This is a genomic window from Xanthomonas sontii (assembly GCF_040529055.1).
GTDB lineage: Bacteria > Pseudomonadota > Gammaproteobacteria > Xanthomonadales > Xanthomonadaceae > Xanthomonas_A > Xanthomonas_A sontii.
The window spans coordinates 1,152,969-1,174,900 of the sequence record NZ_CP132342.1; the positions used below are offsets into that span (position 1 = coordinate 1,152,969).

General features: G+C 69.9%; 20 protein-coding genes. 14 read left to right on the plus strand and 6 right to left on the minus strand.

Features of this window, described 5'->3' with window-relative positions; all coding sequences use genetic code 11:
• The first annotated feature begins 207 nt into the window (after positions 1-207).
• The 6 genes from RAB70_RS04975 (at position 208) to RAB70_RS05000 (ending at position 5,626) form a co-directional block, all read left to right on the plus strand.
• The gene (locus tag RAB70_RS04975; RefSeq protein ID WP_026144274.1) at positions 208-786 is read left to right on the plus strand and encodes a hypothetical protein; all 579 of its coding nucleotides are present in this window, start codon (positions 208-210) and stop codon (positions 784-786) included.
• Positions 783-983, plus strand: a complete 201-nt coding sequence (locus RAB70_RS04980; protein WP_010340539.1) for a helix-turn-helix transcriptional regulator — start codon at positions 783-785, stop codon at positions 981-983. The genes RAB70_RS04975 and RAB70_RS04980 overlap by 4 nt, the downstream gene beginning before the upstream one ends.
• 90 nt (positions 984-1,073) lie before the next feature.
• A complete protein-coding gene (locus RAB70_RS04985) occupies positions 1,074-2,588 on the plus strand; it encodes an alpha/beta hydrolase (RefSeq protein WP_148827532.1) in 1,515 nt (504 codons plus the stop codon).
• 31 nt (positions 2,589-2,619) lie between these two features.
• Positions 2,620-3,366, plus strand: a complete 747-nt coding sequence (locus tag RAB70_RS04990; RefSeq protein ID WP_017908432.1) for an ATP-binding cassette domain-containing protein — start codon at positions 2,620-2,622, stop codon at positions 3,364-3,366.
• Positions 3,363-4,544, plus strand: coding sequence for an ABC transporter permease (locus tag RAB70_RS04995; RefSeq protein ID WP_017908431.1), 1,182 nt, complete (start codon positions 3,363-3,365; stop codon positions 4,542-4,544). The genes RAB70_RS04990 and RAB70_RS04995 overlap by 4 nt, the downstream gene beginning before the upstream one ends.
• Before the next feature lie 173 nt (positions 4,545-4,717).
• Complete coding sequence (locus RAB70_RS05000) at positions 4,718-5,626, plus strand: CPBP family intramembrane glutamic endopeptidase (protein WP_148827531.1); 909 nt, start codon at positions 4,718-4,720, stop codon at positions 5,624-5,626.
• Between the two features lie 96 nt (positions 5,627-5,722).
• On the opposite strand, the gene RAB70_RS05005 is transcribed toward RAB70_RS05000, so the two are convergent.
• Together RAB70_RS05005 and RAB70_RS05010 are read right to left on the minus strand one after the other, a co-directional pair.
• A complete protein-coding gene (locus tag RAB70_RS05005) occupies positions 5,723-6,733 on the minus strand; it encodes an energy transducer TonB (RefSeq protein WP_148827530.1) in 1,011 nt (336 codons plus the stop codon).
• Positions 6,734-6,904: 171 nt separating this feature from the next.
• Entirely contained in the window at positions 6,905-7,513 is a 609-nt protein-coding gene (locus RAB70_RS05010; RefSeq protein WP_017908501.1) for a TIGR00645 family protein, read from the minus strand.
• A 113-nt stretch (positions 7,514-7,626) separates the two neighbouring features.
• Between RAB70_RS05010 and RAB70_RS05015 the strand changes: the two genes are divergently transcribed.
• The 4 genes from RAB70_RS05015 to RAB70_RS05030 all read left to right on the plus strand — a co-directional run bounded on the left by RAB70_RS05015 (position 7,627) and on the right by RAB70_RS05030 (position 13,310).
• Entirely contained in the window at positions 7,627-8,316 is a 690-nt protein-coding gene (locus tag RAB70_RS05015; RefSeq protein WP_148827529.1) for a glutathione binding-like protein, read from the plus strand.
• Between the two features lie 70 nt (positions 8,317-8,386).
• On the plus strand, positions 8,387-10,618 hold the full coding sequence (locus RAB70_RS05020; RefSeq protein ID WP_148827528.1) for a S9 family peptidase: 2,232 nt from the start codon (positions 8,387-8,389) through the stop codon (positions 10,616-10,618).
• Positions 10,619-10,670: 52 nt separating this feature from the next.
• A complete protein-coding gene (locus tag RAB70_RS05025; protein ID WP_148827527.1) occupies positions 10,671-11,255 on the plus strand; it encodes a cytochrome c oxidase assembly factor Coa1 family protein in 585 nt (194 codons plus the stop codon).
• A 249-nt stretch (positions 11,256-11,504) separates the two neighbouring features.
• Complete coding sequence (locus tag RAB70_RS05030; RefSeq protein ID WP_148827526.1) at positions 11,505-13,310, plus strand: DUF885 domain-containing protein; 1,806 nt, start codon at positions 11,505-11,507, stop codon at positions 13,308-13,310.
• A 44-nt stretch (positions 13,311-13,354) separates the two neighbouring features.
• Here the strand turns inward: RAB70_RS05030 and RAB70_RS05035 are convergent, their stop codons facing one another.
• Positions 13,355-13,720, minus strand: coding sequence for a hypothetical protein (locus RAB70_RS05035; protein WP_148827525.1), 366 nt, complete (start codon positions 13,718-13,720; stop codon positions 13,355-13,357).
• 227 nt (positions 13,721-13,947) lie between these two features.
• Positions 13,948-14,397 (minus strand): hypothetical protein, encoded by a 450-nt coding sequence (locus RAB70_RS05040; RefSeq protein WP_148827524.1) that lies wholly within the window; start codon positions 14,395-14,397, stop codon positions 13,948-13,950.
• A 172-nt stretch (positions 14,398-14,569) separates the two neighbouring features.
• On the opposite strand from RAB70_RS05040, the gene RAB70_RS05045 reads away from it, so the two are divergent.
• Both RAB70_RS05045 and hemB read left to right on the plus strand, forming a co-directional pair.
• Complete coding sequence (locus RAB70_RS05045; RefSeq protein ID WP_010340624.1) at positions 14,570-14,818, plus strand: hypothetical protein; 249 nt, start codon at positions 14,570-14,572, stop codon at positions 14,816-14,818.
• A 206-nt stretch (positions 14,819-15,024) separates the two neighbouring features.
• Positions 15,025-16,017: a porphobilinogen synthase gene (gene hemB, locus RAB70_RS05050; protein WP_148827523.1), complete on the plus strand. Its 993-nt coding sequence runs from the start codon at positions 15,025-15,027 to the stop codon at positions 16,015-16,017.
• Positions 16,018-16,290: 273 nt separating this feature from the next.
• On the opposite strand, the gene RAB70_RS05055 is transcribed toward hemB, so the two are convergent.
• Positions 16,291-17,280 carry an NAD-dependent epimerase/dehydratase family protein gene (locus RAB70_RS05055; RefSeq protein ID WP_192578891.1) on the minus strand — a complete coding sequence of 330 codons (990 nt, stop codon included), beginning with the start codon at positions 17,278-17,280 and terminating at the stop codon, positions 16,291-16,293.
• A 91-nt stretch (positions 17,281-17,371) separates the two neighbouring features.
• Here RAB70_RS05055 and RAB70_RS05060 point away from each other — a divergent pair, with 91 nt between their 5' ends.
• Positions 17,372-18,259, plus strand: coding sequence for a LysR family transcriptional regulator (locus tag RAB70_RS05060; protein WP_148827522.1), 888 nt, complete (start codon positions 17,372-17,374; stop codon positions 18,257-18,259).
• 116 nt (positions 18,260-18,375) lie between these two features.
• Here the strand turns inward: RAB70_RS05060 and RAB70_RS05065 are convergent, their stop codons facing one another.
• Complete coding sequence (locus tag RAB70_RS05065) at positions 18,376-19,131, minus strand: DNA/RNA non-specific endonuclease (protein WP_017909707.1); 756 nt, start codon at positions 19,129-19,131, stop codon at positions 18,376-18,378.
• A gap of 200 nt (positions 19,132-19,331) precedes the next feature.
• Between RAB70_RS05065 and RAB70_RS05070 the strand changes: the two genes are divergently transcribed.
• Positions 19,332-21,839 (plus strand): sulfite reductase flavoprotein subunit alpha, encoded by a 2,508-nt coding sequence (locus RAB70_RS05070; RefSeq protein WP_148827521.1) that lies wholly within the window; start codon positions 19,332-19,334, stop codon positions 21,837-21,839.
• Positions 21,840-21,932 lie beyond the last annotated feature (93 nt).

Consider the following 21,932-nt stretch of genomic DNA (forward strand, 5'->3'; position numbering starts at 1 on the left):
CTCACCCCAACCCCTCTCCCGGTGGGAGAGGGGCTCGTTGCGCTGGCTTGCCGGTGATTTCGTTCTGTCTGTAAAGGACGCTTGACAGCCGACCTTGGCGCGCGCATTCTCCTGTCAAGCGTGCTTGACAGGAGAAAGGTCGGCACGGCATACGCGGCAGCCGCGAGGGTGCCGGATCGGGGATCGGCTGAGTATCGGGGACAGATGATGGGCAACTGCAGGCGCAACGCGATCGTGGTGCTGTGCGTGAGTCTGGCGCTGCTGGCGGCGGGGGCCTGGCTGCCGCTCGGCGGCAGCGACTATCTGCGTGGGGTATGCATGGGCGTCGGCATCGGCGGCCTGTTCATGGCGCTGCTGCTGTGGTGGTCGCGGGGCAGCCTGGCCGACAGCGCGCCGCGGGCGTTGGCACGGCGCTACTACCGCGAGTTCTTTCCGCCGATGGGCGCCTACGTGGTGGTGATGCTGTTCTGGAAGCGCCTGCTCGACAGTGTCGACGCGCACTGGCTGCGCGTGGTGGTCGCGCTGTTGCCGGCATTGACGTTGGCGCTGGTGATCCGCGCGGTGGCGCGTTTCGTGCGCGACTCCGACGAACTGCAGCGGCGCATCGAGCTGGAATCCATCGCCATCGCCGCCGGCCTGACCTGTGGCGTCTACATGGCCGCCGGCTTCCTGCAGGCGGCGCAGGTCATCGCGGTGCCGGCCTCGAGCGCGATGCTGTGGGTGTTTCCTGCGCTGTGCATGACCTATGGGGTGGTCAAGGTCGCGAACGCGCGCCGCTACCAATGAACAGCCGCATCCGCGAACTGCGCGAGGCGCACGGCTGGTCGCAGGGCGAACTGGGCGAGCGGCTGGGCGTGTCGCGACAGACCATCAATGCGCTGGAGACCGGCAAGTACGATCCGAGCCTGCCGCTGGCGTTCCGTATCGCGCGGCTGTTCGCGCACAGCATCGAGCAGGTGTTCCTGTTCGATGAGGCCGAGTAAGCGCGCACTCCGTTCCATGCCCCACCGGGCACCGACGACGCCATGTTCCGGCATGGCATTCTGCAAGCCATGAACTCAAGGATGCGAACCATGCGACACCCCTCCCGGCCGTTCGCCATCGCGGCGGCCACCCTGTTGCTCGCCGCCTGCCAGGCGGCCCAGGCACCGACGCCGCAGACGTCCGAACGCAGCTACGGCGCGCTGCGCTTCCACCCGTGCACGCTGACCAATCCGGTGGCCTCCAACAACGTGCCGGCGCAGTGCACGCGGATGGCGGTGGCGGAGAATCCGGCGGCGCCGAACGGCCGCAAGATCGAACTCAACATCGCCTGGCTGCCGATCACCGGCGAGGGCGGCAGCGACCCGGATCCGGTGTTCTTCCTCGCCGGCGGTCCCGGCCAGGCCGCTACCCAGGTCGCCAGCATCGTCGACATGGCGCTGCGCGAGACCCGCAAGCGCCGCGACGTGTTCCTGATCGACCAGCGCGGCACCGGCCAGTCCAATCCGCTGAGCTGCCTGGGACCGGACGGCAAGGAGATGCCGCTGGCCGATCCGGCGCGGGCGCCCACCGCGAACGAACTGGTCGACTACGCGCGGCGCTGCGCGCAGTCGCTGCAGGGCCGCGCCGATCCGCGCTACTACACCACCACCCAGGCGATCGGCGATCTGGATGCGGTGCGCGCCGCGCTGGGCGTGGACAAGATCAATCTGATCGGCGGCTCCTACGGCACCCGCGTCGCCCAGCAGTACGCGCGCCGCTACGCGCCGCACGTGCGCAGCGTGGTCATTGATGGCGTGGCGCCGAACGACCTGGTGGTCGGTGGCGAGTTCGCCACCACCTTCGAGGATGCGATCGCCCTGCAGGCCGAGCAGTGCAAGGCCGATCCGGCTTGCGCCAAGCGCTTTCCCACCGATACCCGCACGCAGTTGCGCGCGGTGGTGGAGCGGCTGCGGCAGGCGCCGGTGGAGGTGGACTACCGCGATCCGGCCAGCGGCCAGAGCCGCCACGACCGGGTCACCGCCGACACCGTCACCAGCCTGGCGTTCTCGTTCTCCTATGCGCCGCAGACCGCGTCGCTGCTGCCGCTGGTGCTGGACGAAGCGGCCAACGGCCGCTACGGGCCGCTGATGTCGCTGGCAAAGATGATGGGCGGGCAACTGGACGGGCAGATGAATCGCGGCATGCAGTGGTCGGTGATCTGCGCCGAGGACGCCGACCGCTATCGCGCCCCGCAGACGCACGACACGCTGCTCGGTCCGGAAGTGGCGCAGATGTTCTTCGCGCCCTGCCCGGTGTGGCCCACCGGCACCCGGCCGGCCGACTTCACCGCGCCGTTCACCTCGACCTTGCCGGTGCTGCTGACCTCCGGCCAGCTGGATCCGGTGACGCCGCCGCGCTACGCCGAGCGCGTGCTGAAGGGCCTGCCCAACGGCCGTCACCTGGTGGTGCGTGGCCAGGGCCACGGCACCATGACCCTGGGCTGCATGCCCAAGCTGCTCGGCCAGTTCTTCGAGACCGCCGATGCCAAGCACCTCGATGCCACCTGCCTGGACGCGATGAGCGGCGTGCCGGCCTTCACTTCATTCAACGGATGGGAACCATGAGCTGCGCAGCGTTCGACAGGGAGGGGCACGCATGATCGTCGCCGACAATCTGCACAAGGCATTCAAGACCCGCGCCGGCGCCGTGCAGGCGGTGCAAGGGGTCAGCTTCCAGGCCGCCGACGGCCAGATCACCGGCCTGCTCGGTCCCAATGGCGCCGGCAAGACCACCACCTTGCGCATGCTGTACACGCTGATGGCGCCGGACCAGGGCCAGGTGCGCGTGGACGGCGTGGACGTGGGCCAGGATCCGATGGCGGTGCGGCGCGCGCTGGGCGTGCTGCCGGATGCGCGTGGCGTGTACAAGCGGTTGACCGCGCGCGAGAACATCGCCTACTTCGGCGAGCTGCACGGGCTGTCGGCGGCACGCATCGCCGAGCGCACCCGGTTGCTGTCGAAGGCGCTGGACATGGACGACATCCTCGACCGCCAGACCGAAGGTTTCAGCCAGGGCCAGCGCACCAAGACCGCGATCGCCCGCGCGCTGGTCCACGATCCGCGCAACGTGATCCTGGACGAACCCACCAACGGCCTGGACGTGATGACCACGCGCGCATTGCGCGGCTTCCTGCGCGAGCTGCGCGAGGAAGGGCGTTGCGTGATCTTCTCCAGCCACATCATGCAGGAGGTGGCGGCGCTGTGCGATCGCATCGTCATCATCGCCAAGGGCACGGTGGTGGCCGCCGGTACCGCCGATGAACTGCGCGCCCTGACCGGCGAACCCAATCTGGAAGACGCCTTCGTCAAGGCGATCGGCAGCGACGAGGGACTGCACGCATGAGCCTGCTCCGTACCGTATTCACCGTGATGCGCAAGGAATTGCGCGACCTCTCGCGCGATCGCCGCACCCTGGCGCTGGCCTTGCTGCTCGGGCCGCTGCTGTATCCGGCGCTGATCCTGGGCATGGGCGCGCTGGCCGAGAGCCGCGTGCGCACCCAGATCGACAAGCCGCTGGACATTCCGGTGATCGGCCGCGAACGCGCGCCGAACCTGGTCGCCTTCCTCGCCGCGCAGGGCTTGAACGCGGTCGCGCCGCCGAAGGACCTGACCGGGGCGATCCGCAGCCAGGACGTGGACCTGGCGCTGAAGATCGACGAGGACTACGCCAACGCCTGGCACGAAGGACGCCCGGCGTTGGTGGAGATCATCAAGGACAGCACCCGCCGCGACGCCGACATCCCGACCCAGCGGGTGCAGGCCGCGTTGAGCATGTACGGTCAGCAGGTCGGCGCCTTGCGCCTGCTGGCGCGCGGCATCGACTCGCAGGTGTCGCGGCCGCTGGACGTGGCACTGCAGGACCTGGCTACGCCCGAGGCCAAGCGTGGCGCGTTGCTGGCGATGCTGCTGCCGGTGCTGCTGACCATCACCTCGTTCATCGGCGGTGCGTACCTGATCCTCGACGCCACCGCCGGCGAACGCGAGCGGCAATCGCTGGAGCCGCTGCTGGCCACGCCGGCCTCGCGCAGCGCCATCGTCAGCGGCAAGATCGCCGCGGCCTGCGTGGTCGGCCTGGTGTCGCTGCTGCTGACCCTGCTCGCGTTCAAGCTCAGCGCGCAGGTGGCCAGCGGTATCGGCCGCCAGCTCAACGTCAGCTTCGTGGCGATGTTACAGATGCTGTTCGTGCTGCTGCCGATGCTGTTCATCGGCACCTCGCTGCTGACCTATCTGGCGGCCGCGGCCAAGAGCATGAAGGAAGCGCAGAGCCACATGACCTGGCTGATGCTGCTGCCGATGCTGCCGGGCTATGCGTTGATGGTGTATCCGCTGAAGACCACGCTGTGGCAGTTCGCGGTGCCGTTCCTGGCGCAGAACCAGATGCTGATGAAGATCATCCGCCGCGAGACGATCGATCCGCAGATCTGGGCGGTGTACCTGCTCACCGGTTTCGGCCTGGCCGCGGTGCTGTGGCTGGCGGCGGTGCGCCGCTACCGGCAGGAGCAGTTGGCGATCTCCAGCTGAGCAGGAGGCAGCGCGCGGGCCGGGTCCGCGCGCTGCACGCCCGTCGTCGCGGAGCCGCGCAGGAAACGCGATCGTGATGCACACTCGCTGCGCGCAGCGGCGTTGTCCGTCCTGCCGATGCTTCCTCCGCAGCGAGCCTTTGCATGTCTCTAGATCCACACGATGCCCCAGCAATGATGGCGGCCGGCGCCGGGCGCCTGCTGGTGCTGGGCGAGGCGCGCATCCTGCAGCCGGGAAGGGTGCGCTGGCTGCGGGCGCTGCTCTGGGCGATCGCGCTGCTGGCGCTGATGATCGTCGTGGCGACGGCAGTACCGCTGCTGTGCGCCAGGCTGCTTCCGCCGGGCGCGGATCGGTTCGCGCCGTATGCGACGGCGTTGACGGCCGCCGTGTTCTACGCAATCGCGGTGCGCCTGGGCGAGCGGCGCTGGCCGGCGGAACTCGCCTGGCGCGCCGCGCCCTTGCAGTTGGGCGTGGGGCTGCTGTTGGGGGCGGCCATGTTCGCGGCGGTGATGGCGATCATGGCGGCGTTCGGCGTCTACACGATCCGCTGGACCGGGGCGGCGCCGGTGTGGGCGCCGCTCGGAAAGGCGTTGCAGGCCGGCGTGGTGGAAGAGCTGATGTTGCGCGCGATCCTGTTGCGGCTGCTGTGGCGCGCGTTCGGGCCATGGTTGGCGTTCGCACTGTCGGCGCTGCTGTTCGGCCTGGCCCACCTCGGCAATCCGAACGCGAGCGTGTTCGCCGCGTTGTGCATCGCGGTGGAGGCGGGCGTCATGCTGGGCGCGTTCTACGTGCTCAGCGGCCGGCTCTGGGTCTCCATCGGCGTGCATGCGGCCTGGAACTTCACCCAGGGCTATCTGTTCGGCGCGGCGGTATCGGGGACCGACATGGGGCCGGCGATCGCGCGCAGCACGGCGCAGGCCGGGGTGCCGGAATGGTTGAGCGGTGGCGCGTTCGGCCCGGAGGCCTCGCTGCCGGGCTTGCTGGTGTGCACGGTGGTGGGGGCGATCGCGACCTGGATGGCTTGGCGCAAGGGGCGCTTCGGCGTCTCCGCGCGCAGTGCTGGCATGACACCGACGTCCTGATCGCGCTGGTCGACGTGTTGCGGTCGGCGCGGTGTTGCGCCTGAGCGTTCGCTGCGCGCCCGGCCACTGCGGGGCACGCAGGTGTCATTGATGGGCTCAGCCGCCGGGATTGAACGCCAGCGTGCGGCGGGTGGTCACCGGCGCGCCGACCGGTTCGAAGCGCCAGCGCTTGGTGGCGTTCAACGCCTCGCGGTCGAACACCCGCGGCGGCGTGGAGCGCAGCACGCGCGCATTGGTGACCGCGCCGTCGGTGCCGACGGTGATCTCCACCAGCACTTCGCCTGCGGTACCCGAGCGCAGTGCTTCGGGCGGATAGCGCGGCGCCGGGGTGCTGATCGGGCGCAGCGTTTGTGCGGTAGCGGCAGTGGCCGGCGCGGCCGCGGGGGCCGCCCCCGGTGCCGGCGTCGGTTGCGTGGTGGCGGCGGGCGTGGCGGGGCGCGCGGCGGCCTGGCGTTCGGCCTCCTGGCGTGCGCTCTCGCGGCGCGCGGCCTCCTGCTGTGCGGCGATCTGCTGCGCCGCCTGCGCCTCGCTGGCCTGCTGTTGCGCCTGCTTCTGCTGCTCGGCCGCCAGCTTGGCCTTCTGCTCGGCGTCCTTCTTGGCCTTGTCGGTCTCGTCCTGGCTGCGCTGGGCCACGGCCTCCATGCCCTTGCTCACGCCCTGCTTGAGCCGCGGCAGCGCCGGCGCCTGCGGATCCATCTTCTCGATCAGGCCGATCAGGCGCTGGGCTTCCGGGAAGTCCTCGCGGTTGATGCTCTGTTCGGCGGCGATCAGCGTGTACGGCATCAGGTCGGTCAGCGCGCTCTTGACCCCGGCGTCGTCCGGCTGCTTGTCGCGCAACGCCAGGTAGTACTCGACCGCGTTGTTGCCGGCCGGTGCATACATGCGGTTCTCGCGCAGCGCCTGGCTGGCCGAGTCGTGCAATTGTTCGGTGCCCATCGACTGCACCTTGGCCGAGACCGCCGGCGGTGCCGGTGCGTTGGCCGCGGCGGTGGCCGGTGCAGCGCTGGGTGGTGCGGCCTCTTCCTGCTTGGAGCAGGCCGCCAGCGCGGCCAGCAACAGGATCGGCGCGACCCGGCGCGCCTTGGCGAGTGTGGTGAGTTGCGACATGCGTCCCCCTGAATCCCCGGTGTTGGCAATCAACGATGCGACGGCGGTGCGTTCGCGGTGCTGCGGCCCCCATGCCGCCAGCGCACCCCATCGGTCAATCTAGCATCCGCGGCCGCCGCGTGCGTGGCAGCCGCTGCCATGCGGCGAAAAGCGTGACGCGGCGCGCGCCGGTCAATGCGCCGGCCGCGCCGGCGCGGACGCGGACATGATCCGGTCGGTCCAGGCGATGCCGATCGCCGACAGGATGAAGATGCCATGGATGATGGTCTGCCACAGCACGCCGGTGGCGGTCAGCGTCGCGCAGCTCTTCAGGTCCACCGTCCCCACGGCGCTGGCCAGCTGTTCCGGCGAGCACATCGGCATGCCGCCGAGCGCGCCGACCGCGATGAAGGTCTTGAGCAGGTGGATCGAGGAGATGCCGATGATCGACAGCGCCAGCTTGACCTTGAGCACGCTGGCGTTGACGTGGCTCAGCCACTCCGGCTGGTCCGGATGGCCCTCCAGGCCCAGCCGCGACACGAAGGTCTCGTAGCCGCCGACGATCACCATCACCAGCAGGTTGGAGATCATCACCACGTCGATCAGGCCGAGCACGATCAGCATGATCTGCTGCTCGCCCAGGCTCGGCGCCTCGTGGATCAGGTGCCACAGCTCCTTGCCGAACAGGAACACGTAGACGCCCTGGGCCACGATCAGTCCCAGGTACAGCGGCAACTGCAGCCAGCGCGAGGCGAAGATCAGGTTGGACAGGGGATGCAGGCGGGGCCGCTCTGGAGTCATGGCGTGGTCTGGAATGCTGCGTTGCGGGAGCGGCCAGGGTACCCGGCCGGCAATGACGCTGCCAAGCCGGGGGCCGCCGCTACACTCGGGATCCCCTGTCCAGGAACGCCGCCATGATCGATCTGTACTACTGGCCCACCCCCAACGGCCACAAGGTCACCCTGTTCCTCGAGGAAGCCGGGCTGGCCTACACGCTCAAGCCGGTCAACATCGGCGCCGGCGAGCAGTTCGCGCCCGACTTCCTGGCGATCTCGCCGAACAACAAGATGCCGGCCATCGTCGACCATGCCCCGGCCGACGGCGGCGCGCCGCAGAGCGTGTTCGAATCCGGCGCGATCCTGCTGTATCTGGCCGAGAAGACCGGCCGCTTCCTCCCGGCCGATCCGCGCGGGCGCGTGCTCGCGCTGGAATGGCTGTTCTGGCAGATGGCCGGGCTCGGCCCGATGACCGGGCAGATGGGGCATTTCAACGTCTACGCGCCGGAGAAGATCGGCTATGCGATCGAACGCTACGGCAACGAGGTGCGGCGCCTGCACGGGGTGCTGGACAAGCGTCTGGCGCACAGCGCCTACCTGGCCGGCGACGACTACGGCATCGCCGACATGGCCAGCTACCCGTGGATCGAGGTGTACAACGGCCTGATCCCCGATTACGCCGCCTTCCCGCACCTCAAGCGCTGGCACGAGGCCATCGCCGCGCGCCCGGCCACCCAGCGCGCCTACGCCTTGAAGGAGCAGGTGAACCCGAACGCGGGCAAGCCGCTCAGCGACGCCGAGCGCAAGCACCTGTTCGGGCAGCGCTGAGCCGGCGCGCTTCTCAAATCCCGGGCGCACGCGCATCATCCGTGCGCTCGGTGCTCCATCAGGAACCTTCATGCGCTCTCTGTTCGCCGCTCTCGCCCTCATGCTCGCCACCCCCATCGTTCCCGCCCACGCCGAGAAACTGACCCTGGAGGCCATCACCGGCAGCAAGCCGCTGTCCGGGCCGACCCTGATGAAGCCCAAGGTGGCGCCGGACGGCTCGCGGGTGACCTTCCTGCGCGGCAAGGACAGCGACCGCAACCAGCTGGATCTGTGGGAGTACGACATCGCCAGCGGGCAGACCCGCATGCTGGTGGATTCCAAGCTGGTGCTGCCCGGCACCGAGACCCTGAGCGACGAGGAGAAGGCGCGCCGCGAGCGCCAGCGCATCGCCGCCTACACCGGCATCGTCGAGTACCAGTGGGCGCCGGACGCGCATGCGCTGCTGTTCCCGCTCGGCGGCGAGCTGTACCTGTACGACCTGAGCAAGACCGGCAGCGCCGCGGTGCGCAAGCTCACCCACGGCGAAGGTTTCGTCACCGATCCCAAGATCTCGCCCAAGGGCGGCTACGTCAGCTTCGTGCGCGGGCGCAATCTGTGGGTGATCGACCTGGCCAGCGGCCAGCAGCACCAGCTCACCCGCGACGGCAGCGAGACCATCGGCAACGGTGTGGCCGAGTTCGTCGCCGACGAGGAAATGGATCGCCACACCGGCTACTGGTGGGCGCCGGACGACTCGGCGATCGCCTTCGCGCGCATCGACGAAACCGAGGTGCCGGTGCAGAAGCGCCCTGAGGTGTACGCAGACCACACCGAGGTGGTGGAGCAGCGCTATCCGCAGGCCGGCCAGCCCAACGTGAAGGTGCAACTCGGCACGATCGCGCCGCGCGCCGGCGCGCAACCGCAGTGGATCGACCTGGGCAAGAACCCGGACATCTACCTGGCGCGCGTGGACTGGCGCGATCCGCAACGGCTGACCTTCCAGCGCCAGTCGCGCGACCAGAAGCGCCTGGAGCTGATCGAGGCGACCCTGGCCACCGGCAAGCAGCGTGTGCTGATCACCGAGACCAGCCCGACCTGGGTGCCGCTCACCTACGACCTGCACTTCCTCAAGGACGGACGTTTCGTCTGGGGTTCGGAGCGCAGCGGCTACGAACACCTGTACCTGGCTTCGGAAGACGGCCGCACGCTGCGCCCGCTGACCCAGGGCGAGTGGGTGGTGGACGAACTGCTCGCGGTGGACGAGGCGGCCGGCAAGGTCTATTTCTCCGCGACCAAGGCGTCGCCGACGCAGACGCAGATTTACGCGGTGCCGCTGGCCGGCGGTGCCATCGCGCAGCTGTCCAAGCCCAATGGCACGCATGCCGCCAGCTTCGCCAAGAACGCCAGCGTGTATGTCGATAGTTGGTCCAACACCACCACGCCGCCGCAGATCGAACTGTTCCGCGCCAACGGCGAAAAGATCGCCACCCTGCTGGTCAACGACCTGGCCGATCCGCAGCATCCCTACGCCGCCTACCGCGCCGCGCAGCGTCCGGTCGAGTTCGGCACCATGACCGCTGCCGACGGCAAGACCCAGCTGCACTACCGGCTGATGAAGCCGGACGGGTTCGACCCGGGCAAGCGCTACCCGGTGGTGGTCTATGTGTACGGCGGTCCGGCCGCGCAGACCGTGGTCGACGGCTGGCCCGGCCGCGGCGATGCGCTGTTCGACCAGTACCTGGCGCAGCACGGCTATGTGGTGTTCTCGCTGGACAACCGCGGCACGCCGCGCCGCGGCCGCGATTTCGGTGGTGCGCTGTACCAGCACCAGGGCACCGTGGAAGTGGACGACCAGTTGCGCGGCGTGGCCTGGCTGAAGGCGCAGCCGTGGGTGGATGCGGCGCGTATCGGCGTGTACGGCTGGTCCAACGGCGGCTACATGACCCTGATGCTGCTGGCCAAGCACAGCGAGGCCTATGCCTGCGGCGCCGCCGGCGCGCCGGTGACCGACTGGGGTCTGTACGACAGCCACTACACCGAGCGCTACATGAACCTGCCCAAGGCCAATCCCGATGGCTACCGCGACAGCCGCGTGGCCGCGCACCTGGACGGGCTGACCTCGCAACTGCTGCTGCTGCACGGCATGGCCGACGACAACGTGCTGTTCACCAATTCCACCTCGCTGATGAGCGAACTGCAGAAGCGCGGCAAGCTGTTCGAGCTGATGACCTATCCGGGCGCCAAGCACGGCCTGTCCGGCAGCAACGCGCTGCACCGCTATCGCACCACCGAAGCCTTCCTGGCGCGCTGCCTCAAGCCCTGAGTGCGCCGTTCCGCTTCCACCTTCCCGCTTCCGCACGACAAGGAGTGACGTCATGTCGAGTCCGCCACCGCTGCCCGGCACGCCCGGTCCCACCTCCGCCACGGCGCTGCCACCGGCCAAGCGCGGCTGGTGGGCGCGGCATTGGAAGTGGGCGGTGCCGCTGATCGTGCTGGTGCTCGGCGCCCTGCTGCTGGCGTCGATCGCGGTGTTCGTGCTCGGCATCGCGCGCGTCACCAAGTCGTCCGAGCCGTACCGGGTCGGTGTGATGGCCGCGCAACACGACCCGCGCGTGGCGGCTGCGCTGGGCGCGCCGATCAAGGACGGCATCATGCCCAGCGGCAGCTTCAACAGCAGCGGCGGCGGCAGTGGCAATGCCGAGCTGAGCGTGTCGCTGCACGGCAGCCGCGCCAACGGCACCCTGTACATCGAAGCCGAGCGCCATGCGGGCGAGTGGCACTACACCACCTTGCAGGTGTTGCCGGATGCGGGTGAAGCGATCCCGCTGCTCGATGCGCTCGGGCAGGACGCCGAGGACGAGGACGAAGAGGCGGACGGGATGGCGGTCGAGGCGCCGCCGGTGCCCGCCACAGATGTCGACGACAGTGCCACGCCGGCAGAGGCCGACGCGACGAAGTAGCGAGGTGGCGAACCTTCTGCCGCTCACCGCGTCCCATGGTGCGTGGGTGGCGCCATGGGGATGGGCGATCGCACCGCCATGTCCTGCAATCGCGCGCCTCTGCTGCCGGCACAGCATCTGCGCGACCGCGGCGGCGTAGTCTTCACCCGCATGCTGCACCGCGGCGTGGCGGCGGCCATGACCTCCGGCAGATGGCCGAGCCGGCACGCGCCGCGTACGGTCCTGACATCATTCTGTCGGAGCTGTGCCATGAAGCCACGTGTCCTCGCCATCGCCCTGACCCTGGCACTGGCGACGCCCTTACCGTTTTCGGCGATGGACGCGGCGGCCGCACCGGCGGCCGCATCCGGCACGCGCGCGCCGGCCTGGGTGGAGCGTAGCAATGCGTTCGCGCAGATCCTGCTGCAGGCGCAGGCGCCGTTCCAGGCCGAGGAAGTGAGCTTCTTCGGCGTGCCGGGATTCGACGACCAGGTCTCCGATTTCGGGCCCGACAACGCGCGGCGTTTCCGCGAGGCGACCGCTGCCGCGCGCCGCACGCTGCAGGAAAAACTGCAGGTGGAGCGCGATCCGAACGTGCGCCAGGATCTGGCGATCCTGATCCAGGCCGCCGACCAGTCCATCGAGGGCAGCACGCTCAACGAGCGTTTCTTGCTGCCATGGACCGACGCGCCGCAGCACGTGTTCGGCGGCATCAACAACCTGTTGTCCGAGCAGGTGCCGGCGGCGCGCCGCGCCAAGGCGCTGCTGCGGTTGCAGCGTTACGTGGGCCTGGCGCCGGGCAGCACCTCGATCCTGCTGCTGGCGCGGCAACGCTACGAAGAAAAGCGCGCCGACGGCAATCTCCTGCAGCCGACCAGGCGCGAGGTCGAGCAGGCCTTGAGCAACGTCGATACCTACGCCAAGGGCATTCGCGCGCTGTTCGCCGAGTACAAGATCACCGGCGCGGATGCGGCGCTGGCGGCGCTGGACAAGCAGTTCCAGGACTACGCCACGTGGACGCGCACGGTGGTGCTGCCGCAGGCGCGCGAGGATGCGCGCCTGCCGCCCGAGCTGTATGCGTTCCAGCTCAAGCAGGTCGGTATCGACATCGCTCCCCAGCTGCTGATGCAGCGCGCGCAGCTGGAATTCATGGAAACCCGCGCGGCGATGCAGCAGCTGGCGCCGCTGGTGGCCGCGGCCAAGGGCCTGCGCGGCGACGATGCCCGCGACTACCGCACGGTGCTGCGCGCGCTCAAGCGCGACACCATTGCCGACGACAAGCTCGAAGCCCACTACCGCAGCGTCATCGACCGCATCGATCCGATCATCCGCCAGCAGCGCATCGTCGACGTGCCGCAACGGCCGATGCAGATGCGCCTGGGCTCGCCGGCGGAAAGCGCCGCGCAACCGGCGCCGCATTTCCGCCCGGCGCCGCTGGTCGGCAACACCGGCGAGCAGGGCACCTTCGTGCTGCCGCTGGGCAATCCGGACAGTGCCGGCAAGGGCGAGCACTACGACGACTTCAACTTCGGCGCCGCGGCATGGACGCTGAGCGCGCACGAGGGCCGGCCCGGCCACGAACTGCAGTTCACCGCCATGGTCGAGCGCGGCGTGTCGCTGGCGCGCAGCCTGTTCGCGTTCAACTCGGTCAACGTCGAAGGCTGGGCGCTGTACGCCGAGGCCGAGATGGTGCCGTACGAGCCGCTGGACGGACAGTTGATCGCCTTGCAGTTCCGCCTGCTGCGCGCAGCGCGTGCCATGCTCGACCCGATGCTCAATCTCGGCCTGATCGACCGCGAGCGGGCGCGGCTGGTGCTGGAGAACGACGTCGGCCTGTCGCCGGCGATGGCCCGGCAGGAACTGGACCGCTACATGGTGCGCGCGCCCGGCCAGGCCGGCAGCTACTTCTACGGCTACAGCCGCATCCTGGAACTGCGCATGCGCACCGAACTGGCGCTGGGCGCCAGGTTCGACCGCCTGAAGTTCAACAACTTCCTGCTGGACCAGGGGCTGCTGCCCCCGGACCAACTGGCCGCGGCGGTGGACGAGGATTTCGTACCGTCGCAGCGCAAGTGAGGGCGGCCATCGCATCGCTGCGCGAAAGCGCAGCGGCACGGCCCTCAGTGCTCGTACGGCACGCTTTCCGGGCGCCGGCTAGGATCCGTCCAGTTGCCTTGTTTGGCGGCTGCCGGACAGATTTCCTCGTATTGCTTCACCGCGGCGATCGCGGTAGGCGTCCATGCGCCGCAATGCCAGCCATGCTTGCAGCAGCGGACCGGACTCGCCTTCCAGCAGTATCCAGGGTCCGCTTGCCATGTGCCGCTGATCGGATCGACCGGGCTCCAGTTCTTGTCGACACCCTTGCAACCTTGGGTACAGAACACGAACGGATCATTGTCGCGGCACACGAGCTTCTGGTAGACCGGTGCGGCGGTGGCGTGAAACGACAGCAAACAAGCAGCGAAAATCCATATCAAGCGCTTCATGGGCTCTCCTTCTGGACGGACACGACTCAGCGGTCTTGTGCTGTTTGAAGACGATCCAACTCGCCGATTCCCTACCCGTGCGAGCGGAATGCAGCAGCTTCGCGGCAGGCCGGGATCGCCGGCCTGCCGACGGTGGACCATAGCGCAGGAATGTTGCAGCGCTTCATGACAGGCATGGCGATCCGGAGCGGGCATTGCCGCTGCGCGTTGCGCTCGTTGCCGTGCCCTCAACGATCCCCGGGGGCCGCCTGCGCGGGCGCCTGCGCCCCCGGCGGCACCCAGATCGCCATGCCGGCGGCACGCTTCTGCGTGGTGGGGATGCCGATGCCCAGGCCGCCGCCGACGTGGCCGCCGTAGCTGCCCGCGCCGACCGACAGGCCGCCGCCGGAGCGCTGCGACCCCACGCCCATCAGTACCACGCCGTTGGCGCCGAGCTTGGCCGCGTCGCGCTTGAGCCGGTCCACCGCCGCGTCGGTCTGGCCCTGGGTGCCGAAGCCGGCCGCGCTGGAGGCTTCGAGCTGGGCGATATCCACCGCCCCCGGCGGCGGCGCGGAGTAGATCTGCACCAGTGCCGGATCGATCGGCGGGCGCGCCGCGCCGACCATCACTTTCGAGGAACTGGCGCAGCCGGCCAGGGCCAGCAGCAGCGCCAGCGGCAACAGCGGTCGGATGTTCATGGCCTTACCCCCGTGTTCGGATCTCACGCGATCATAGGCGGGCCGGGTGAATCGTGCCGAACCCGCCGCTGTCGCACCCTCGCAGGGCCGCCGTGATCCCCGTGCCAAGAGTTGGGTTGCCTGGCGTTCGCCGCGCGCTATGGTGCAGGCTCACATTCGCACGGAGGCCGGCATGGGCCTGATCAGTCTGCTGTGGGGCATCGTGGCGTTGCTGTGGATGATCCTGGCCTTCATCCCGCTGCTCGGCTGGGGCAACTGGTTCCTGATCCCGTTCGCTGCGGTCGGCGCGCTGATCGCCGCGATCGGGCTGCTGTTCACCGCGGCGCCCAACCGCGGCCGCGCCAAGACCGGCCTGATGCTCAATGCGCTGGTGATCGTGGTCGGGGTGATCCGGTTGAGCCTGGGCGGCGGGGTGATCTGACCTGCGTGCCGGGCGACCGGCATGCTGTGTTGCAGCATGTCGGGCTGCGCACCGCGTCGGCGGGAGTAACATGCGCAGCCGACGGCGGCCCGCGCGCGGGCCGCCCTGCGTTCACGCCGGTGCCGGCGGCGCGGCCTGCGGTGCCTGGCGGCACTGGCCGCGCGACTGGCGCGGCCCCCAACATCCGCCCACCCAGGAGCCTGCACGTGGCCCATCCCCACTATCGCCCCCGGCGCATGCGCCGCGATGCCTTTTCGCGCCGCCTGATGCGCGAACACACCCTCACCGTCGACGACCTGATCTGGCCGGTGTTCGTGCACGACGTGCCCGGGCGCACCCCGATCGTGTCCATGCCGGGCGTGGAGCGGCTGTCGATCGAAGAACTGCTGAAAGAGGCCGAGGCCGCGCTGGAACTGGGCATCCCGGTGATCGACCTGTTCCCGGTGATCGACCCGGCCGGCAAGTCGCTGGACGCGGCCGAGGCCTGGAACCCGGACGGCCTGGCGCAACGCGCGGTGCGCGCGCTGAAGACGCGCTTCCCGGAGCTGGGGGTGATGACCGACGTGGCGCTGGATCCGTACACCAGCCACGGCCAGGACGGCATCATCGACGACCGCGGCTACGTGCTCAACGACATCACCGTCGAGGCGCTGGTGCGGCAATCGCTGTCGCATGCGCAGGCCGGCGTGGACATCGTCTCGCCGTCGGACATGATGGACGGACGCATCGGCGCGATCCGCCGCGCGCTGGATGCCGACGAACATCTGCACGTGCGCATCATGGCCTACTCGGCCAAGTACGCCTCGGCCTTCTACGGGCCGTTCCGCGAGGCGGTGGGCAGCGCCGGCAACCTCGGCAAGGCCGACAAGACCACCTACCAGATGGACCCGGCCAACGGCGACGAGGCCCTGCGCGAGATCGCGCTGGACCTGGAAGAAGGTGCGGACATGGTGATGGTCAAGCCCGGCATGCCCTACCTGGACGTGGTGCGACGGGTGAAGGACGAATTCCGCGTGCCGACCTTCGCCTACCAGGTCAGCGGCGAGTACGCGATGCTCAAGGCGGCGATCGGCAACGGCTGGCTGGACGAGCGCGCCTGCGTGCTGGAGTCGCTGATGGCGTTCAAGCGCGCCGGCGCCGACGGCGTGCTGACCTACTTCGCGCCGCAGGTGGCGCGCTGGCTGCGCGAGGCGCGCTGAGCCGGCGTCCGCTTGTTGGAGGCGCCTCCGTTGCGACGCCGTTCTCGGGAAGGCCCTGTCGCGACTGAAGGGCACCTCCAACAACGGCGAAGGCCATTGGGAGGAGCGGTTCGAGCCGCTCCTGCCATCGAGACAGGACATCATGCCGAGCCGCGGCAATGATGCGTCATTCGAGGTGCCCTGAAGTCGCTCCTGTACAGGCGGCGATCTTGCGCTCCATTTGCGTGGATCTTCGTAGGCGCGGCGTCAGCCACGCCTACGCACACATCGGCGTCATGCCGATGGTGTCGTCGCCGGCAGACAGCCCAGCCCCTGCAGCGTCGCCTCCACCGCCACGTCCAGCGGCGTATGCGGTTCTTCGCCGAGCAGTTCCAGCAGCCGCGCATTGCGCATGCGCAGCGGGTGCCGCCACAGCGGGCGCATCTCGTGCAGTTCGCGCGCCAGCGGCCAGAACGGCTGGGCCAGGGTCAGCAGCGGCCACGGGAAGCGGCGCGTGCGCGGCGGCGCCAGGCCATGGCGCTGCGCCACCCGCGCGATCGCCGCGGCCATCTGCGTGCCGTCGGCGTCCCAGTGCCCGTCCATGTGCAGGCGGGCGAACGCCGGCAGGCGCGTGCGCTGTTGCAGCAGCGCCAGCATGGTCCGCGCCACGTCCGGCACGTAGGCCCATTGGTGGCCGACACCTGGATCGCCCGGCAGGGTCACCGTCGTGACCGGCCGTCCCCGTCGCACCAGCCCCTGCGCGAACCAGCTGTTGCCCACGCGCGGGCCGAAGAAGTCGCCGGCGCGCACCACGATGGCGCGTGCGCCTCGTGCGGTCGCGGCCTGCAGGCGCCGCTCCAGCTCCACCCGGATCGCGCCCTTGCGGCTGACCGGGGCCTGTGGCGCTTCTTCGTCCGGCGCCGGGTAGGCGTCCGGGCCGTAGTTGTAGACCGTGCCCGGCAGGACCACGGTGGCGCGCTCGGCGATCGCTGCGGCCACGGTGTTGTCGATCATCGGCAGCACCAGCTCCGACCAGCGCCGGTAACCGGGCGGGTTCACCGCATGCACGATCACCGCGCAGCCCTTGGCCGCCTGCCGCACGTCGGCCTGTCGCAGCGCATCGCCGCGGTGCCAGTGGATGCCGTCGCGCTCCACGCTGGGGTGGGCGAGGCCGCGCTGCAGGGCGCGCACCTGCCAGCCGGCGTCGCGCATCTGCCGCGCCAGTTCGCCGCCGATGCCGCCGCTGGCGCCCAGCACCAGGGCCGTGGAAGAAGAAGAGGACATGGCAGCGCTCCGTCGGGGTCGGAGCTCAGTCTCGGTGCCGGTGCCACAGAAGAAAATTGGCGAAGAGCGCCGACCAGCTATACATTTCTGTATGGACAATACGATCGGCTGGGAACTCTACCGCTCCTTCCTGGCGGTGCTGGAGGAGGGTTCGTTGTCGGCGGCGGCACGCGCGCTGGGGCTGACCCAGCCCACGGTCGGCCGTCACGTGGCGGCGCTGGAACAGGCGCTGGCGGTGCCGCTGTTCGTCCGCTCGCAGACCGGCCTGCTGCCCACCGATGCCGCCCTGGCCTTGCGCGGGCATGCGCAGGCGATGGGCAGCCTGGCCGCGTCGCTGCAGCGCGCGGCGGGCCGCCACGGCGATGCGGTGCGCGGCGCGGTGCGCATCGCCGCCAGCGAGGTGATCGGCGCGGAAGTGCTGCCGCCGGTGCTGGCGGCCTTGCGCCGCGCGCATCCGCACCTGCGGCTGGAACTGGTGTTGAGCAATCGGGTGCAGGACCTGCTGCACCGCGAGGCCGACGTGGCGGTACGCATGACCCGGCCCACCCAAGACGTGCTGGTCGCGCGCCGCGTCGGCGAGGTGGCGGTGGCGCTGTTCGCGCACCAGGACTACGTGGACCGGCATGGTCTGCCGCAGGCGCTGGAGGAACTGCCGCAGCACGCGCTGATCGGATTCGATACGGAAACGCCGTTCCTGCGCGCCGCCCGCAGTGCGCTGCCGCCGTGGCGGCGCGAGGCGTTCGCGTTGCGCGCCGACAGCGACCTGGCGCAACTGGCCTTGCTGCGCGCCGGCTGCGGCATCGGTTTCTGCCAGGTCGCGCTGGCGCGGCGCACGCCGACGCTGCTGCCGGTGCTGCCGCAGCAGGTGCGCGTCGGCCTGGAAAGCTGGATCGTGATGCACCAGGACGTACGCGGCAGCGCCGCTTGCAGTGCCGTGTTCTCGGCCCTGGTCGAGGCGATGACCGCGCACACCGCCTGAGGGGCGTGCGCTTGCGGTGGCGGCCGGCTGGCGCACACGCGCCGCCGGCCGCCCCAACCCGGGCAGGGAATCAGGACGCTTTTACCAATCCCGACTCCCCACTCCCGAATCCCCGCTTACGGCAACGTCAGCGCGATCGGGTTGGCCTTCATGCTGGCGCTGATCGCCGGGAACGGATCCACGCCGGACATGGTGATGACGTCGTTGATCGACACCACGTCGCAGTTGATGGTGCTGTCGTTGACGCACATGTAGGCGGCCGCGCCGTTGCCCGGTTCGTACACCGCCTTCCACACGTAGTCCGGGATCTGCACGTGGTCGGCGCCGATGCTGCTGCGCGTGCCGCTATCGAAGGCCGGGCCGGTGACCACATAGACCTCGCCGCGCTGCTTGGCCAGCTGACGCACCTGCTCTTCGATCCGCGCCCACTCGCCGGTGTTGAGCTTGTGGTCCTGCGGGACCACGTTGGCCATCGAGAAGGTTTCCTTCTCCGAGTTGGTGGTCGAGGCGTCGCCGGCCGGGGTCATGTGGCCGCGGTCGAAGCCGGAGTTGGTGTAGTCCGAGGTGTGCGAGCGGTCGGCGGCCGGGATGCCGGTCTCGTCGTGGAAGGAGCCGACGCGGCCGATCGATTCGGCGCCGGCGACCTGCTGGTCGGTGATGTGCTCGGCCGAGTACAGCGGACCCTTGGTCACGCCGGAGGCCATCAGCACGTATTCGGTATGGCAGACCTCGGTGGTGCGGCTGGTGATCGACGCGTCGAGCGTCGGCGCCTTGCCGCCGGCGTAGAGCGTGGGACAGCTGGTGGCGGCGCTTGCCGCCTGGGCGGCGAACAGCGCAAGCAGGGCAAGACAACCGCGCAGGGAGACGGACATTGCAGCAACCTCGGCTGGTCAGGAGAGGTGAAGAAACTGGCGAGATTCGATGTCTGTCGGGTGACCGCTGGATGTGCCGCAAATGGCAACTGCGCCGTGGGTCACGTTTGGCGGTAGACGTCGCGCGGCGACGGATCAATCGCATGCGATAAGCGTTCTCATTTACAATGCGCGACCGCCCTGTCCCGCACCGCGCCGACGTGATCAAGTCCTTGTTGTTCCAGCTGCACTGGCTGCTCGGCATCAGCGCCGGGCTGGTGCTGTCGGTGATGGGCCTGAGCGGGGCCACGCTCGCCTTCGAGGACGAGATCGTGCGCCTGGCCAATCCGCCGCTGGCCGCCATCGCCGCGCGTCATGCCGCCGGCGAGCAGCCGCTGCCGCTGGCCGAGCTGGCGCGGCGCCTGGACCTGGAAGGGGCGCACCGCAGCAACCGCGTGTTGATCGATCCGACCGGCACGCGGCCGTCCGCGGTGCGCCTGCCCGGCCGCGACGGCGGCCGCCTGTACTTCGACCCCTACACCGGCGCGGTGCTGCCGGCGCCGCGCCTGGATGGGTTCTTCTCCTTCGTCGAAGACCTGCACCGGCGCCTGGCCGCCGGCGAGCGCGGCAAGGCGGTCACCGGGGTTTGCGCCTTCGTGCTGATCTTCTTCTGCCTGTCCGGCCTGTACCTGCGCTGGCCGCGGCGCTGGTGGAGCTGGCGCGCCTGGTGGGCGGTGGAGTGGAACCGGCAGGGACGCAGCTTCCTGTGGAGCCTGCACTCGGTGATCGGCACCTGGTGTCTGCTGGTGTACCTGCTGATCGCCGCGACCGGGCTGTACTGGTCCTACGACTGGTACCGGCAGGGGCTGGTGGCGATGCTTGGCGGCGATGCCGCACCCAAGGAGAAGGAGGGCGGCCGTGGCGGGAAGCCACCGGCGGTGGACTACGCGCGGCTGCAGGCGGCCCTCGCCACCGTGCCGGCCGCGCAGCGCGCCTACCTGGACCTGCGCCTGCCCGGCCGCAGCGGCCAGCCGATCGTGGCCCGCTACCTGCCGCCCGATCCGGCGCACGACCGCGCCTACGACAGCGTGGAGCTCGATCCGGCCAGTGGCCGCGTCCTGCGCCACCTGGAGTATCGACAGCAACCGCTGGGCCGGCGCCTGCTGACCAGCATGTTCGCGCTGCACAGCGGCAGCTTCTTCGGCCTGCCCGGGCGCGTGGCGATGCTGCTGGCGAGCCTGTGCATGTCGCTGTTCTTCGTTACCGGCTGGATGCTGTACCTGGACCGCCGGCGCAAGAAGCGCGCATTGCGCGCCGCGCGCCGCGCGCTGCCGGGGCTGGTCGGCGATGCCGCCGGCGCCTGGCTGGTGGGCTTCGCCAGCCAGAGCGGCCTGGCCGAGCGCCTGGCCTGGCAGACCGCCGCGCAATTGCAGGCGGCCGGGCTGGCGGTGGAGGTGCGTTCGCTGGCGCAGCTGGACCTGGCCCAGCTGCGCGGCAGCCAGCGCGCGCTGTTCGTGGTCAGCACCTTCGGCGACGGCGAACCGCCGGACGCGGCGCGTGGCTTCGTGCGCCGCGTGCTGCGCCAGGCGCAGGCCCTGCCGGAGCTGCGCTACGCCATGCTCGGCCTGGGCGATCGCCAGTACCCGCAGTTCTGCGGCTTCTCGCGGGAGGTGCAGCACTGGCTGGACGCGCAGGGCGCACAGGCGCTGTTCCCGCCACTGGAAGTGGACAACGCCGATCCGCAGGCACTGGCGCAGTGGCAATGGCAACTGTCCGCGCTCACCGGCGTGGCGGCGTCGGCGCCGGTGCTGCAGGCACCGGAGCCGCTGGACTGGGGCCTGGCCGGTCGCGTCCTGCTCAATCCCGGCAGCGCCGGCGCGCCGGTGTGGCGTATCGACCTCGTGCCACCGCCGCAGGCGCACTGGCATGCCGGCGACATCCTGGAAGTGCAGCCCTGCCATGCGGCCGACGCGATCCGCACCTGGCTCGCCGCACAGGCGCTGGACGCGGAACAGACGGTACAGGCCGATGGCCTGCGGCAGCCGCTGTGGCAGGCGCTGGCGTCACGCGCGCTGACGCCGCCGGCGCCGGGCGACGACCTGCAGGCCTGGGTGGACGCGCTGCCGACCCTGCCGCTGCGCGAATACTCGATCGCTTCGGTGCCGGCCGACGGGCTGCTGCAACTGGTGGTGCGCCTGACCCTGCGCGACGACGGCCGCCCCGGCGTGGGCGCCGGCTGGCTGTGCCAGCATGCGCCGGTGGGCGCGGTGCTGCGCGCGCAGGTGCGGGCCAACCCCGGGTTCCGCCGGCATGGCGATGCGCCCATGCTGCTGATCGGCAACGGCACCGGTATCGCCGGCCTGCGCAGCCTGCTGCGCGAGGCCGCGCTGGCCGGTGTGCAGGGGCACTGGCTGTTGTTCGGCGAACGCAATGCCGCGCACGATGCGCTGTTCGGCGACGAGCTGCAGGCGTGGCAGGCCGCCGGCCATCTGCAGCGCCTGGACCTGCTGTTCTCGCGCGACCAGGCGCACAAACGCTACGTGCAGGACGGGTTGCGCGAGTCTGCCGACGCGGTCCGCGACTGGGTGGCGCGTGGCGCTACCGTGTACGTCTGCGGCAGCCTCGCGGGCATGGCGCGCGGCGTGGATACGGCGTTGCGCGAGATCCTGGGCGAGGACACGCTGGATGCGCTCAGCGCGGATGGGCGCTATCGGCGCGATGTGTATTGAGGCGATGCGCCGATCGCAGTGCGATCCAGGCTCTTGCGTGCCAGCCCTGATCGTCGCTGCGCATCATGATGCTGGGCAGAGGACGGTGGCAGC